Raw genomic sequence first — 14368 nt, forward strand, 5'->3', positions numbered from 1 at the left:
TGTTGCTTAAAAATTATAAGATATCATTTATATTCTATATTGGAATCGTACTGATTTTCAATGCCTGTAACTCTACAAAATATGTTCCTGATGGAGAGTTTATGCTATCTAAAAACAAAATCTACATAGACGATAAAAATAAACTTGATAATGAGGCTAAGGATTTTGTAATTCAGCGTCCGAACACCACTTTTCTTGGAATTATGTTTCCTCTATATTTTTATAATCTTGGAGATAAAGATTATGAAGAAAATTATGCAAAACGTGTAGAAAGAAACCCAAAAACCTTTAAGGCTCTCAGGAAAATATTTTCAGAAAAACAAACCGAACGTTTGAAACAATCCCATGCTTCCAGAAACAAATGGTTTTTAGAAGGAGGACAAGCCCCCGTTATTTTAGATGAGATAAAAGCCGAAAAAACTACAGAAAAGCTAAGAAACTATTATTTTAACAATGGGTATTTCAACGCGGAAGTTGACTATGATATTCGATTAAAAGTTGAAAAAGCAGATGTACGATATAATATCACAAAAAATAAACCTTTCCGTTTAGACTCCATTAAAACCATTATTGATTCTAAAACTTTAGACTCTATTTATCGAATCACAAAAAGCAATTCCTTTATTAAATCAGGAGAAATATATAGGGATCTAAATTTCCGAAAGGAGGCAGATAGAATTACCAGAACCTTTAGAAATTCAGGAATTTATCATTTCGCAGAAAACCAGATAGGTTTCCATGAAATAGACACGTTGGCGGCCGATAATAAAACAGATGTAATTTTAAAAATTACTGACAGGTTGATAGAGAACGAAGGGGTTATTGAAACAAAACCATTAAAAGTCCAAAAAATAACCAAAATTGGAATTTTTACAGACTATAGCTATGAACGAAAAAACGAAAGTTTTAAAGATACTACCATCTATAACGGTTTTCATTTTTATTCACATGACAAGTTAAAATACAACCCAAAATCGTTACTAAACGCAGTTTTTATAGAACCTGGAGATATCTATAAAGACAGCGCTCGATCACTGACTCGAAAGCATCTAAAGTTATTAAAGAACTTTAAGATGGTGAAAATAAAATACCAAGAAGTTAATGAAGATGAACTATCAGCAACTATTGTATTGAGTCCCTTAAAAAAGTATTCTGTAGGTATGAATACTGAAGTAATCCATTCCAATGTAAAACAATTAGGATTTGCAGGGGGATTCTCATTTATCAATAGAAATACTTTTAGGAATGCCGAAATTTTCAAATTATCATTTAAAGGATCCATATTTGATGTAGCCAAAAACTTAGGAAGCAATGACGACAGACCTTTTAGTTCATGGGAAATTAGTGCTGATGCCTCTTTAGAGGTTCCAAAAATAGTAATGCCATTTGGTTGGGACTCCTTTATCGATAAAAGGATGGCTCCTAAAACCTTATTTTCAATAGGTACAGGTTTTCAGAAAAACATAGGATTAGATAAACAAAAAATAACTTCTTTTGTAGATTATTCTTGGACTCCAAATAAAAGAGTAAAACACACCTTTGAGCCAATAAATGCACAATATGTAAAAAACTTAAACAAGGACCAGTACTTTTACATTTATTCCTCTCAGTATAATGATTTGGTAGCCATCCAGCAAGAGTATTTTCCAGACTACCCTCTTACAGAAGATAATGCATTACAATTTATCGATGAAAAAATTGACGACGACTTTCAACAAGTGGATCCCGAAGCTTATCAAACTGCAAAAAATATTGAAAAAAGAAATGAAATTATTACTACCGATTTTGTAATACCGGCAATTACATATTCTTTTACCTATACTACTAAAAGCGATTTCAAGGATAACAATTATATGTTTTTCAAAGCTAAATTTGTTGCTGCCGGAAATCTTTCCACAGCTTTAGTAAAAACAACCAATGCAGATGGTGTCAAAACTATAGCAGATACTCCAATCGCGCAATATGCGAAAACTGATTTTGAATTTATTAAATATTGGACTCCTTCCAAATCAACAGTACTTGTGTCTAGAACTTTTGTGGGTATAGCAGTTCCATATGGCAACTCTAAGGATATACCTTTTACAAGTAGTTATTTCATTGGTGGGTCTAGTGACATTAGAGCCTACAGAACATATGAACTTGGACCTGGTTCTAACAGTAATAATTTAGAATATAACGTGGGTAGTTTGAAGTTGATCACAAACTTAGAGTACCGATTTGGTATTACAAAAACATTTAAAGGCGCACTTTTTATTGATGCAGGAAATATTTGGGATATCACAAATTCAGAAGTATCAGCCCCTGGTGATAAGTTTACTAGTTTAGAATCTATAAAGAATAGTGCCATTGGAACCGGATTTGGTATTCGTTATGACTTTAGTTTTTTCGTATTTAGAACAGACTTAGGGTTTAAAACTTACGAACCTTATCTAGAAGGGAATAGATGGTTTAGAAATTACAACTTTAGCAGATCGGTTATAAATATCGGGATAAACTACCCTTTTTAAAGAGCATATTCTCAAAAACACCCCATCAAAAATCACATTTTCCTACATCGATTTCGTTTTTTTCTGAGTGCATCTTAACTTAAAGACAACATATTATCATTTAAAATTGTTACTTTTGTGTCAAATTTTTATAAAAAAATATATACCATGAGTCACAATATTAAACCAGGAATTGCTACAGGAGATGCAGTTCAAGAAATTTTCAAGTTGGCAAAAGCAAAAAACTTTGCAATTCCAGCTGTAAACGTAACAGGTAACAACACAATCAATACTGTTTTAGAAACAGCTAAAGAATTGAATGCACCTGTTATTATTCAATTTTCTAATGGAGGAGCTGTATTTAATGCTGGTAAAGGATTAGATAACACTGATCAAAAAGCTGCTATTGCTGGAGCTGTTGCTGGAGCAAAACACGTACATGAATTAGCTGTTGCTTATGGAGTGCCTGTAATTTTACATACAGATCACGCTGCAAAAAAATTATTGCCTTGGATTGATGGTTTATTGGATGCTTCAGAAAAGCACTTTGCTGAAACTGGATCACCATTATTCTCTTCTCATATGATTGATTTATCTGAAGAGCCATTAGAAGAAAATATCGCTATCTGTAAAGAATATTTAGCGCGTATGGACAAAATGGGAATGACTTTAGAAATCGAATTAGGAATCACTGGTGGTGAAGAAGATGGTGTTGACAACTCTGATGTTGATGAGTCTAAATTATATACACAACCAGAAGAAGTAAACTACTCTTACGAGCAACTTTCTGAAGTTTCTTCAAGATTTACTGTAGCTGCTGCTTTTGGAAACGTACATGGTGTTTACAAACCAGGAAACGTAAAATTAACTCCGAAAATTTTAGATAACTCTCAAAAATTCATCGAAGAAAAACACGGTTTAGAGCACAACCCAATTGACTTCGTATTCCACGGAGGATCTGGATCTTCTGTTGAAGAGATTAGAGAAGCTATCGGATATGGAGCGATCAAAATGAATATCGATACAGATTTACAATATGCATTTATGGAAGGAATCAGAGATTATTTCGCTGATAACTCTGCATACTTACAATCTCAAATTGGTAACCCAGAAGGAGCTGAAGCACCTAACAAAAAATACTACGACCCACGTGTATGGTTACGTAAAGGTGAAGCAACTTTAAAAGCACGTTTGATCAAAGCTTTCGAAGACTTAAACAATGTGAACACTCTTTAAGAGTAAAAACATTTTAAATATTACAAAAAGAGAAACTGAATTTAATTTCAGTTTCTCTTTATTTTTTTAGTAAATTAGCCCACTATAAAACAGAATAAATTATGTCAGCTTGGTTTAAGAGAATAGAGAAAGGAATCAACACCCCTACGGAAGCTAAAAAAGATGTACCTAAAGGATTATGGTACAAAACTCCTAGCGGAAAAATTGTTGATACTGAAGACTTAAGACAAAATCTTTATGTTAGTCGTGAGGATGGATACCATGTAAGAATTGGTAGCGCAGAATACTTTGAAATATTATTTGATGATAAATTTAAAGAATTAGATGCTTCATTAGAAGCAGCAGATCCTTTGAATTTTTCTGATACAAAAGCATATCCAGATAGATTAAAAGACGCCCAGAAAAAAACAAAATTGAAAGATGCTGTTAGAACTGCTGTTGGAAAATCTTTAGGACAAGATTTAGTAATAGCTTGTATGGACTTTGCTTTTATTGGTGGATCTATGGGAAGTGTGGTAGGAGAAAAAATTGCGAGAGCAATTGACTATTCTATCAAACATAAAATTCCATTTTTAATGATCTCTAAATCAGGTGGAGCTCGTATGCAAGAAGCTCCTTTATCATTAATGCAAATGGTAAAAACTTCTGCCAAATTAGCATTATTAGCCGAAGCAAAAGTTCCTTACATTTCTCTATGTACTGATCCAACTACTGGAGGTATTACTGCCTCTTTTGCAATGTTGGGTGATATCAACATTGCAGAGCCTAATGCATTGATTGCCTTTGCAGGACCACGTGTTGTTAAAGATACTACTGGTAAAGATTTACCTGAAGGATTTCAACGCTCTGAGTTTTTATTGGAACATGGTTTCTTAGATGCTATTTACGAAAGAAAAGAATTGAAAAAACAAATCAACCTTTATATAGATTTGATTTCAAATCAAAAAATAAGATCATAAAAAAAGCCCCAATTATGGGGCTTTTTTATTTTTACACAATTCTATTTTCTTTTATTTTTTTGCAATTCAATTTCTACTACTACTCCATCAGCATCAGTAAACGTAGCAAGTGCATCACAACTACCATCTCCAAAGTCTAACCTACCCGTTTTATTTGTTTTGGAAATTTCTTTTACACCACTAACAATATACCTACAGGTCAATTCCTTACGAAGTTTTTGGGTAATTTCAACCGAGTGAACGTCTCCATTTTTTGAAGTAGATGTCCAATTACCAGATATCTCATATACCTTTGATGCCCAACCGTCTTGCGCCTCACCTGATATCAATTCAGTTACTCGCGTACCCTCTCTCGAAGCAGTTTCTCCGGAATCCCATGTAATCAAGATAGCTTCTGTAAAAGTTGATTGGCGATTACCATTTTCATTTGAGAAAACTTTTACGGAGCTACTCTCTCCTGAAATTTGTTTGTCATTTATATAAAAGTTTTCGTAACCATGGGTAACCGACCTATTTCTTAATGATTTATCATTCGTATAAGTCATCAATAATTTTCCTTTTAAAACTTTCTCGTTTTTTAAGGTGCATCCCTCTCCAAAATCAATAATAACATTTTTAACCCCAGCTTCTTTTGTCACTGTTTTTACAGCACAATCCGGTAAATATTTATTTCGTTTCTCCGTTTTGGATGCCACACTAGAAAGCTCTTCATCAATATAAATTTCTTCAAAAATTGCGACAAGTTCATCAATTACTGCATCACCTTCCTCAATAGAAACAATCGTTTCTTTAGAAACATCTTCTACATTTATACCATTGTCCGTTTCACATCCAGTAATTGAGAGCATTGTTACCATTAGTAGAAACGAATAAAATAACTTTGTTTTTTTCATCATAATTTAAATTTAGCTAGTTTAACATTAACTCTCTGACTACAAAACTAGTAAAAGGTTTAATTGGAGGCATATAAATCTACAAACAAATTGTTAAATACAAAAATAATAGTATCTTTGCGGCCTTGATAAAATACTTATCAATACATAAAAATTATTAATTAAAATTTAATGTTAGCATGTATTTAACAGCTGAAGGAAAAAAAGAGCTTTTTAAAAAGCACGGAGGATCAGAATCAAACACTGGATCTTCAGAAGGACAAATCGCGTTGTTCACACACCGTATCAATCACTTAACTGAGCACTTAAAAAACAATCGTAAAGATTACAACACAGAGCGTTCACTTGTTAAGTTGGTAGGTAAACGTAGAAGTTTACTTGATTACTTGATCAAAACAGATATCGTAAGATATCGTGCAATCATCAAGGAATTAGGCTTGAGAAAATAAAAACTCTAAAAGAGGCAATATTCATTGCCTCTTTTTATTTTTGGTACTAGTATTTTACTCCACAGGGAATTCAACAACCCCGAAACAACACACACACATTTTTAGTAACAAAATTTAGAAATTAAAGTATGATTCCAAAAGTATTTAGAGAGGTTATCGACCTTGGAGATGGAAGATCAATCTCGTTAGAAACAGGAAAATTAGCAAAACAAGCTCATGGTAGCGTTGTTGTGCAAATGGGAAAAGCAATGTTGTTGTGTACCGTTGTATCTAATTACAAACAAAGTGATGTAGATTTTTTACCGTTAACGGTAGACTACAGAGAAAAATTTGCTGCTGCTGGTAAGTATCCAGGTGGTTTCTTTAAAAGAGAAGCAAGACCAAGTGATGCAGAAGTATTGACTATGCGTTTAATTGACCGTGTCTTACGTCCATTATTCCCTAAAGATTACCATGCAGAAACACAAGTAATGGTTCAATTAATGTCTCATGATGAAGACGTTATGCCTGACGCTTTAGCTGGATTAGCTGCATCTGCTGCTATTCAATTAAGCGATATCCCTTTTGAGACACCAATCTCTGAGGCACGTGTAGCAAGAATAAATGGAGAATTCGTTATCAACCCTACAAGAGCTCAATTAGAAGAGTCTGATATTGACATGATGATTGGAGCTTCTGCTGAATCAGTAATGATGGTAGAGGGTGAAATGGACGAAATTTCTGAAGAAGAAATGGCAGATGCAATTAAATTTGCACATGAGTCTATTAAAATACAATGTGCTGCTCAGGTAAAATTAGCTGAAGCTTTTGGTAAAAAAGAAACTCGTGAGTATGCTGTAGCAGAAGAAAACGAAGAATTAGCTACCAAAATTAATGGTTTAGCATACGATAAATGTTATGCTATTGCTGCAAAAGGAACTTCGAAAGTAGAAAGAACGGATGCCTTTGCTGAAGTTAAAGAAGAAGTTAAAGCTGCTTTTACAGAAGAAGAATTAGAAGCTTACGGAGACTTAGTTGGAAAGTACTTTAATAAAGCACAAAAAGAAGCTGTGCGTGAATTAACACTTGCAGAAGGTTTGCGTTTAGATGGACGTAAAACTACAGAAATTAGACCTATTTGGTGTGAAGTAGATTACCTACCTTCTACACATGGTTCATCTGTATTTACAAGAGGGGAAACTCAAGCATTAGCTACTGTAACTTTAGGTACTTCTAGAGATGCTAATATCATTGATTCACCGACAAATGAAGGTGAAGAGCGTTTTTACTTACACTACAATTTCCCTCCTTTCTGTACAGGAGAAGCAAGACCTTTAAGAGGAACTTCACGTAGAGAAGTAGGACATGGTAATTTAGCACAAAGAGCTTTAAAAGGAATGGTACCTGACGACTGCCCTTACACAGTAAGAGTTGTATCTGAAGTATTAGAATCTAACGGTTCATCATCTATGGCAACTGTATGTGCAGGTACTATGGCAATGATGGATGCAGGGGTTCAAATGACTAAACCAGTATCTGGTATCGCAATGGGATTAATTTCTGACGGTGATCGTTATGCTGTACTTTCTGATATTTTAGGTGATGAAGATCACTTAGGAGACATGGACTTTAAAGTTACCGGAACTGCTGATGGTATCACTGCTTGTCAGATGGATATCAAAGTAAAAGGTTTATCATACGAAATTTTAGTAAACGCATTGAAACAAGCTCGTGACGGTCGTTTACATATCTTAGATAAAATTACAGAAACAATTGCTCAACCAAACGAGGATGTGAAATCTCACTCTCCTAAAATGGTTACTAAGCGTATTGCTAATGAATTTATTGGTGCTTTAATTGGACCTGGTGGTAAAAACATTCAAGAATTACAAAAAGTTACAGGATGTACAATCGTGATCAACGAGGACCCTGTTACCGAAGAAGGAATTGTTGAGATTTTAGGAACAGGATCAGAAGGAATTGAGCAAGTTCTAGCGAAAATAGACTCTATCACTTTCAAACCTGTTAAAGGAGATACTTACAAAGTAAAAGTTATCAAAATGCTAGATTTTGGTGCTGTTGTTGAGTATTTAGATGCACCAGGAAACGAAGTGTTACTACACGTAAGTGAAATTGCTTGGGAAAGAACAGAAAACGTTTCTGATGTGATCAATATGGGTGATGAGTTTGAAGTAAAATACTTCGGAACAGACCCTAAGACTCGTAAAGAAAAAGTATCTCGTAAAGCTTTATTAGAAAAGCCAGAAGGATATGTTGCTAGACCTCCTAGAGATAATTCTAAAGGTAGAGATAACCGTGGACGCGATAACCGCAGAGACGACAGAAAACCAAGAGAAAAGAAAGACTAATCTTTTTTCTTAAAACTATAAAAGCCCATCAAGTTATTGATGGGCTTTTTTTATGCAAAAAACTCTCGTATTTCTACGAGAGTTTACCCCTAAAGTTTACTTATAGTACATTTGAAATTCAAGATGTAACTATACCCCACTTCTTATAGTTCAAAGGTACAGTTCTATCGCGTTTTAACACACCATTCTGCCGCATATAAACTTGTAGGGACAATGAATACCCCTATAAATCAAACACAGTATATACAAAAAAAGCCCTGAACAATTGTTCAGGGCTTTTTAATACATTCGATTTCAGCTTAATAAATATAAGATCTATTATCTTCTATCTCTGCCAATTCTTTCAGAGAATTAAACAATTCTCTTGATAATTTTCCTTGATTCTGTTTTGCAAGCGAAGCCCTTGATCCTTCATAACTTGGCAATTCAGCAGGAGCTTCTTTCTTGGTAACCTTAATTGCAAATACTCCTTTTACACCAACTATATTAGATACTACCTTATCCACATTTGATGCATAAATAGCTCCTACCACACCTGGCTCTATTCCTACACCAGATAAAGTTGGCGCAGCCATAGTAACATTATTAAATGTTTTTACAGATGTTGCATTTTCTGATGCAATTGCTGCAAGATCTGATCCATTCATTTTTGAAGCAATCAACGCTGCTTTCTTTTCTTTAATCAAAATCGGTTTTACTTTAGCAGAGGCCGCTGAAGCAGACGTTAGTCCTTTTGCCGTTTTATTTGTCAAAACAACTACCGCATAACCTTGATCAAGATCAAAACGTCTCACGCTATTTACATTCGTTTCTTCATTGAAAGTCCAACGAACAATTCCTCTATTCGTTCCAAGTCCAGCTACAGCATCTTCCATTGCTTTTAAACCAACTAAAGGGCGCACAATAAAGTTCTTTTCCTTCGCTAATTCATCAATAGAACCTCCGTTAGTAATATCATAAGATAACTGCTCAGCTTGTTCGAAAATAGTATTTTCAGTTTCTTCTGAAGCCTCAATCTTTTTAGCTATGGTAGCTAGTTTAACTGTTTTTTGAATATTCTTTTGACCCGTAACTTTGATCACGTGGTATCCGAATATCGTTTTTACAATTCCAACACTTCCTTTTTTATTTTGAAAAGCATAATCTCTAAATTCAGGAACCATTTGATTGTACGTAAACCAATCTAACTCCCCACCTTTATCTGCGTTTGATTTATCTGCAGAGATAGATTTCGCAAGCACAGCAAATTTAGAAGGTCGTTTTTTAACAACATTTAAAATACTATCGGCTAACTTTTTTGCTTGTTCTTCTGATCTTGTTACCTCAGCATTGGCAGATCTAGAACCTACGTAAGATACTAAGATATGACTTGCTTGAACTGAATCTGGCATATTCTTAAATTCAACAATCTTAGACAATCTCAAATGATTTTGAAATTTATATGGTCCAACAACATTTCCTTTGTTCCCATCAAAAATCTCATCTGCTACTACAGTAGGCAAATTATTCTTAAACAGAAATCTATCATCATTAGCGATATCTGTTCCTTGATCTTCAATAAAATCAGAAATATTCTCTGTTTTTACGAATGCCGGTACTATATAATTTAAATCGTCTTTTAAGGCATCTTCATCAGCTTGAGATGCTTTAATGTCAAAACTAACATATTTGATATCTCTTGTTTCTTCAGTAGAGAATTGCTCTTTGTGTGCATTCACATAAGCTTCTACTTCAGATGCACTTACTTCTACCTCTTCGTCTTTGATTGAAGAATAAGGCACATAAACATAAGATCCGTTCAGTTTTGTTTGTCCTTCTAAATAAGCTCTTTCTCCTTCTTTTAAAGATGCACCAACTCCATATCTTACCAATTGCGTATAAGCTGATTTTTCAAGATTTGCCTTTACACTTCTTTCTGTTTGCAACCAGTTCAACCAAGCATTGTTTGATTGAGCCTCAGAACTAGACTTTAAATTTGCTAAATACGATTTGAATTTTTCTTCATCAAATAATCCAATTTCATTTTTAAAAATTTCAGCATTTTTGATTGAAGGTATTTCGATAATAGCATCGTAAATATCTTTTTCTCCAACTACAATACCCGCTTCTTCTAATTGTGTTTTAAATATTTTTTCACTCAAAACATTATTCCAAACTGCATTTACAGCTTGTGTTTCAGAAACATTTTGACCTACATTAGACTTGTAAGCTTCTACTTGTGCAGCAAAATCTCTTCTACTGATCGACTCTCCATTAATTTCTCCTACAGAATCTACTTTACTTGAATTAAAAAAGTCTAAAATATCTTTTGGACTTGCAACAAAAGCAAACAACGCTAAACCGATAATCACGATTAAAAACATTGAGCGTTCTCTAATTTTTGATAATATTGCCATGCTAAATTATGTGTTATTATTTATTGATAGTGTGCGAAAATACAATTTCCTCGCTAATAAAAAAAGGTGAAAGTTTATTAAATTGGAAAGTTTTTTGACAAAAAAATGAAAAACTTATAAAAACGAAAAAAAATAGTAGGGTTATTAAAATCAGGCAGTAAACTAAATTACTTTTAGTACAACTTCTTCAATTTTGGCTCCAGAAACTTTTGTTACTTGAATTTCAAAATCTCCAATTTTTACCACTGCCTCTTTCTCAGGAATACTCTCAGTATGCTCTAAAATAAACCCGCCTAAGGTTTCATAGCTCTCTTCTTTTGGGATTTCTAAATTGTAGGCATCATTGATATGGTCAATTTCTAATCGTGCAGAAAATTTAAAAATGCCTTCTTCTATTTTTTCATCAATAAGTTCAACACTATCATGTTCATCTTCAATTTCACCAAAAATTTCTTCGATAATATCCTCAACAGTTATCATTCCAGAAGTCCCTCCATATTCATCTAATACCAAGGCAATACTTTTTTTCTTTTTGGTAAGTACATTCAAAACATCGCTGATACTAATTGATTCAGGTACTATCTCTAATGGCATCAACACAGACTTGATACTCTTAGGTCTTTTAAAGAGATCAAAAACTCTTACATATCCTACTACATCATCCAAACTAGTTTTATAAACTAATATTTTTGACAATCCTGTTTCAACAAAAATATTTTTTAGATTGGCTACCGTTTCATGAATCTCAACAGCGGTTATTTCTGTTCTAGGAACCATAATTTCTCTTGCCTTTACATTATAGAAATCAAGTGCATTTTGAAATATTTGGATCTCTGAATCTATTTCTTTCGTCTCATCACTGGTATCCAATTGCTCCGTAATGTAATCTCCTAATTCTTCCTTGCTAAATTCTTTTTGATCCTCATCCGCATTTGTATTAAAAAAAGTTCTCAAAAAATAATCTGATATTTTACTAATAAAATCGGTAATTAAATAGAAAACGAAATAGAAAAAATAAGCTGGAAAAACGAAAAACTTCAGCGTTTCATTCGCATAAATTCTAAAAATTGCTTTAGGTAAAAACTCAGCAGAAACCAGAATTACGATAGTAGAGACAAAAGTTTGAACAAAAAGTATGAGCCATTCATTAAGCGGCATAGGTATCATTGGTATCACTAGATCAACCAAAAGTTTCCCCATATAATAACTATAGATAACCAATGAAATATTATTCCCTACTAACATAGTAGTTATAAACCTCGATGAATTATCCGTAAGCTTTCCGAGAATCGAATACGCCAAACCGTCTCTTTTTTTCTCCAACTCTATATGCAATTTATTCGCAGAAATAAAGGCAATTTCCATTCCTGAAAAAAAGGCAGAAAACAGTATTGAAACGATGATGATGGTAATTTCTATTTCCATTTACAATTATAGCAATGCTTGGTTAGGATCTTTTTTTCCTAAAATTTCTTTTGAAAAAGAACATAAATATAGCCAATATTCCAAAAGCAATCGAAAGATACGCCTTTTCTCTATCATCTGACCAAGATGCAATTCCTTCTCCTATAAAAATAACTCCTATGATAGCATAGGCTATCTCTAAATATTTTCCAAAAGTGTTCATTATTCTTCTTCTTTTATTTGAATATCTCCTTTAATTTTTTTCAACAACCAGCCCGATAAATCCATATTAGATTCAAATCCTTTTCCTCGAATGGTATCTCCTTCGGTGATTAAAGAGAATTTTTTTTCTGTAAAAACATAATTCGTTCTTTGATCCCAATACAATTGTGGCGTTTTAAGCATCGATTTTTCCGTATGGTTGTATACCACAACATTTCCTATCAACTCTGAAATCTGTGTATTGTTAAACGACTTGGCATAATCCCCAGTAACCGTTGTAGAATCTTCACCAGAATTACTAATTGTAACTACTTTTATACCCTTAGGGTACTCTGAGTATGGATGCTTCTCTCTGTTTGAAAAATCATACAACAAGGGTGTGTTTAATCTAAAAACGATTCTTCCAGAATCTTTATACACATGTCGAACATCCCTTGATTCTCCTACAGGTAAATTTTTATCTGCCAGAAAATCATTTACCTCCTTGACACTATTAGCACAAGAAAAAAACATTGCTACCAAAAAAATGGCAGCAATGTTTCGTATCATTTTTACAATGTTTTGCAACATATATTTATTTTTAAGAAAACTGGTTTTCAGTCCTTACAATTTAAGGAATTTTCACAGTAATTCCAATCCAACATCCAATTTTATATGGACTTCCAGAAGATAATCCTTCTGTAAAGATTGCTTTTTTGTCTGGTGCAGAGGCTTTATAACTCTTCACGTATTTTAAGGCTCTAGATCTGTTTACAGGATCCACATCTGCCGCTTTTTGCGCCATTTGTTGTGCTGCTACATACACCATTCTTTTTTCAAACTCAGACTTTCCACAAGAGTTTGCACTAGATGCATACAAGTTAGCAATTAACAAGTAAGCTTCTCCCATACTTCTTTTGTTTTTGATCGCTTCTAAAGCGGCTACTCTTGCTTTAGATTTCAATCCTTTTTTTCTTAAAATTTGAGCAATTTTATATTGATAGTTTGCTTTTTTGAAAGGATCAGACTCTTGATCAACGGCTTTTAAGAAGTACTCTCTTGCCTTATTCATGTCATTTTTCTTAACCAAAATACCTGCATAAAATACAGACGCCTCTGGAGAAGGTTCAGCAGTAACATAAGCCTCTACCAATTTATCATATAAAGGATCTTCTGTACATTTTTTCTTATACATCATATTTACAGCCGACTTTAACCAAGGACCATTTCCTTTGTTCGCCTCAAAATCTGCCGTATACAATGGAATCAAACGCTCACAAGTTGATAAGTCATTAATGATTTTATCCAAACCGTGCACTACTTGTCCAACTGCTTTAGAATTGTTTTCGTACGCTTTCTTTAACGATTTTTCTTTTGAAGACAATACGTTTCCTTGTTCTTCTTTAGCAGAATACCCATCTAATTTTGTAGCATAATAATTTAATTTTTTGTCAACTGCCTTTACAATATTGTCATAGGTATCAAAAATATACTGCACGTTAGACTCTTTATGCTCATCTGTTACGTATTGGAAATATCTGTAGATAGACTTTACTCCCATTTTAGAAGGGTCTATTGAGTATGCCTTTTTCAAAGTTTCATATACCTCCGTATCTGGCTGCTTCGCTAAGATTAAGAAATCTGCATAATCACTATATACTTTCGCTAAATCTTTAGGAAACAACTCAATCCTTTGATCATATACTCTTCTTACCAAAGCAACAGCTTCTGCCTTATCTGCCTCCGCAGCTTTTTTATATCTATCTTTAGCAATAGTAACCCCTAACTTATAGATATTAACAGATAATGTAGGCACACTATCCAAACACCAAATCCAGTTTTCATAGGCGGCTTCATAATTCTTAGATTTATAATCTCCTTTAAAAAGATTATACTTTATCATTGCTTCCTGACTTGGTGCCTGAGCAGAAACCAAATTGTAGCCAAAAAACAAACATGCTATAATAAGTAATACTTTCTTCATTTTATTTAGTTA

Annotated in this window: 11 protein-coding genes; 5 read left to right on the forward strand and 6 right to left on the reverse strand. The window is 33.5% G+C overall.

Features of this window, described 5'->3' with window-relative positions; all coding sequences use genetic code 11:
• Positions 1–2 precede the first annotated feature (2 nt).
• From tamL to accD, 3 genes are all read left to right on the forward strand, one after another.
• Positions 3–2507 carry a translocation and assembly module lipoprotein TamL gene (gene tamL / locus AC2DZ0_RS08775; RefSeq protein WP_484641326.1) on the forward strand — a complete coding sequence of 835 codons (2505 nt, stop codon included), beginning with the start codon at positions 3–5 and terminating at the stop codon, positions 2505–2507.
• Between the two features lie 147 nt (positions 2508–2654).
• Positions 2655–3722, forward strand: a complete 1068-nt coding sequence (gene fbaA, locus AC2DZ0_RS08780) for a class II fructose-bisphosphate aldolase (protein WP_484641328.1) — start codon at positions 2655–2657, stop codon at positions 3720–3722.
• Between the two features lie 101 nt (positions 3723–3823).
• Complete coding sequence (accD, locus tag AC2DZ0_RS08785) at positions 3824–4681, forward strand: acetyl-CoA carboxylase, carboxyltransferase subunit beta (protein ID WP_484489699.1); 858 nt, start codon at positions 3824–3826, stop codon at positions 4679–4681.
• A gap of 41 nt (positions 4682–4722) precedes the next feature.
• Here accD and AC2DZ0_RS08790 read toward each other — a convergent pair whose 3' ends face one another.
• A complete protein-coding gene (locus AC2DZ0_RS08790) occupies positions 4723–5577 on the reverse strand; it encodes a hypothetical protein (RefSeq protein WP_484641329.1) in 855 nt (284 codons plus the stop codon).
• 176 nt (positions 5578–5753) lie between these two features.
• On the opposite strand from AC2DZ0_RS08790, the gene rpsO reads away from it, so the two are divergent.
• Together rpsO and AC2DZ0_RS08800 are read left to right on the forward strand one after the other, a co-directional pair.
• A complete protein-coding gene (gene rpsO, locus AC2DZ0_RS08795; protein ID WP_484489701.1) occupies positions 5754–6023 on the forward strand; it encodes a 30S ribosomal protein S15 in 270 nt (89 codons plus the stop codon).
• 128 nt (positions 6024–6151) lie between these two features.
• Positions 6152–8371: a polyribonucleotide nucleotidyltransferase gene (locus AC2DZ0_RS08800; RefSeq protein ID WP_484489702.1), complete on the forward strand. Its 2220-nt coding sequence runs from the start codon at positions 6152–6154 to the stop codon at positions 8369–8371.
• Positions 8372–8670: 299 nt separating this feature from the next.
• On the opposite strand, the gene AC2DZ0_RS08805 is transcribed toward AC2DZ0_RS08800, so the two are convergent.
• From AC2DZ0_RS08805 to AC2DZ0_RS08825, 5 genes are all read right to left on the reverse strand, one after another.
• Complete coding sequence (locus tag AC2DZ0_RS08805) at positions 8671–10767, reverse strand: peptidylprolyl isomerase (protein ID WP_484641331.1); 2097 nt, start codon at positions 10765–10767, stop codon at positions 8671–8673.
• A gap of 162 nt (positions 10768–10929) precedes the next feature.
• Positions 10930–12192 (reverse strand): hemolysin family protein, encoded by a 1263-nt coding sequence (locus tag AC2DZ0_RS08810; protein WP_484641332.1) that lies wholly within the window; start codon positions 12190–12192, stop codon positions 10930–10932.
• A 22-nt stretch (positions 12193–12214) separates the two neighbouring features.
• Positions 12215–12394: a hypothetical protein gene (locus tag AC2DZ0_RS08815; RefSeq protein ID WP_484489705.1), complete on the reverse strand. Its 180-nt coding sequence runs from the start codon at positions 12392–12394 to the stop codon at positions 12215–12217.
• Complete coding sequence (gene lptC / locus AC2DZ0_RS08820; RefSeq protein WP_484489706.1) at positions 12394–12942, reverse strand: LPS export ABC transporter periplasmic protein LptC; 549 nt, start codon at positions 12940–12942, stop codon at positions 12394–12396. The genes AC2DZ0_RS08815 and lptC overlap by 1 nt, the downstream gene beginning before the upstream one ends.
• Before the next feature lie 61 nt (positions 12943–13003).
• Positions 13004–14356, reverse strand: a complete 1353-nt coding sequence (locus AC2DZ0_RS08825) for a tetratricopeptide repeat protein (RefSeq protein ID WP_484489707.1) — start codon at positions 14354–14356, stop codon at positions 13004–13006.
• Positions 14357–14368: the final 12 nt, after the last annotated feature.

The sequence above is a fragment of the Flavicella sp. IMCC45668 genome (genome assembly GCF_057219105.1).

Bases quoted from the DNA above. Each gene is read 5' to 3' on its own strand.
- fbaA (WP_484641328.1), top strand. From the start codon at position 2,655: ATGAGTCACAATATTAAACCAGGAATTGCTACAGGAGATGCAGTTCAA.
- accD (WP_484489699.1), top strand. From the start codon at position 3,824: ATGTCAGCTTGGTTTAAGAGAATAGAGAAAGGAATCAACACCCCTACG.
- AC2DZ0_RS08790 (WP_484641329.1), bottom strand. From the start codon at position 5,577: ATGATGAAAAAAACAAAGTTATTTTATTCGTTTCTACTAATGGTAACA.
- rpsO (WP_484489701.1), top strand. From the start codon at position 5,754: ATGTATTTAACAGCTGAAGGAAAAAAAGAGCTTTTTAAAAAGCACGGA.
- AC2DZ0_RS08800 (WP_484489702.1), top strand. From the start codon at position 6,152: ATGATTCCAAAAGTATTTAGAGAGGTTATCGACCTTGGAGATGGAAGA.
- AC2DZ0_RS08805 (WP_484641331.1), bottom strand. From the start codon at position 10,767: ATGGCAATATTATCAAAAATTAGAGAACGCTCAATGTTTTTAATCGTG.
- AC2DZ0_RS08810 (WP_484641332.1), bottom strand. From the start codon at position 12,192: ATGGAAATAGAAATTACCATCATCATCGTTTCAATACTGTTTTCTGCC.
- AC2DZ0_RS08815 (WP_484489705.1), bottom strand. From the start codon at position 12,394: ATGAACACTTTTGGAAAATATTTAGAGATAGCCTATGCTATCATAGGA.
- lptC (WP_484489706.1), bottom strand. From the start codon at position 12,942: ATGATACGAAACATTGCTGCCATTTTTTTGGTAGCAATGTTTTTTTCT.
- AC2DZ0_RS08825 (WP_484489707.1), bottom strand. From the start codon at position 14,356: ATGAAGAAAGTATTACTTATTATAGCATGTTTGTTTTTTGGCTACAAT.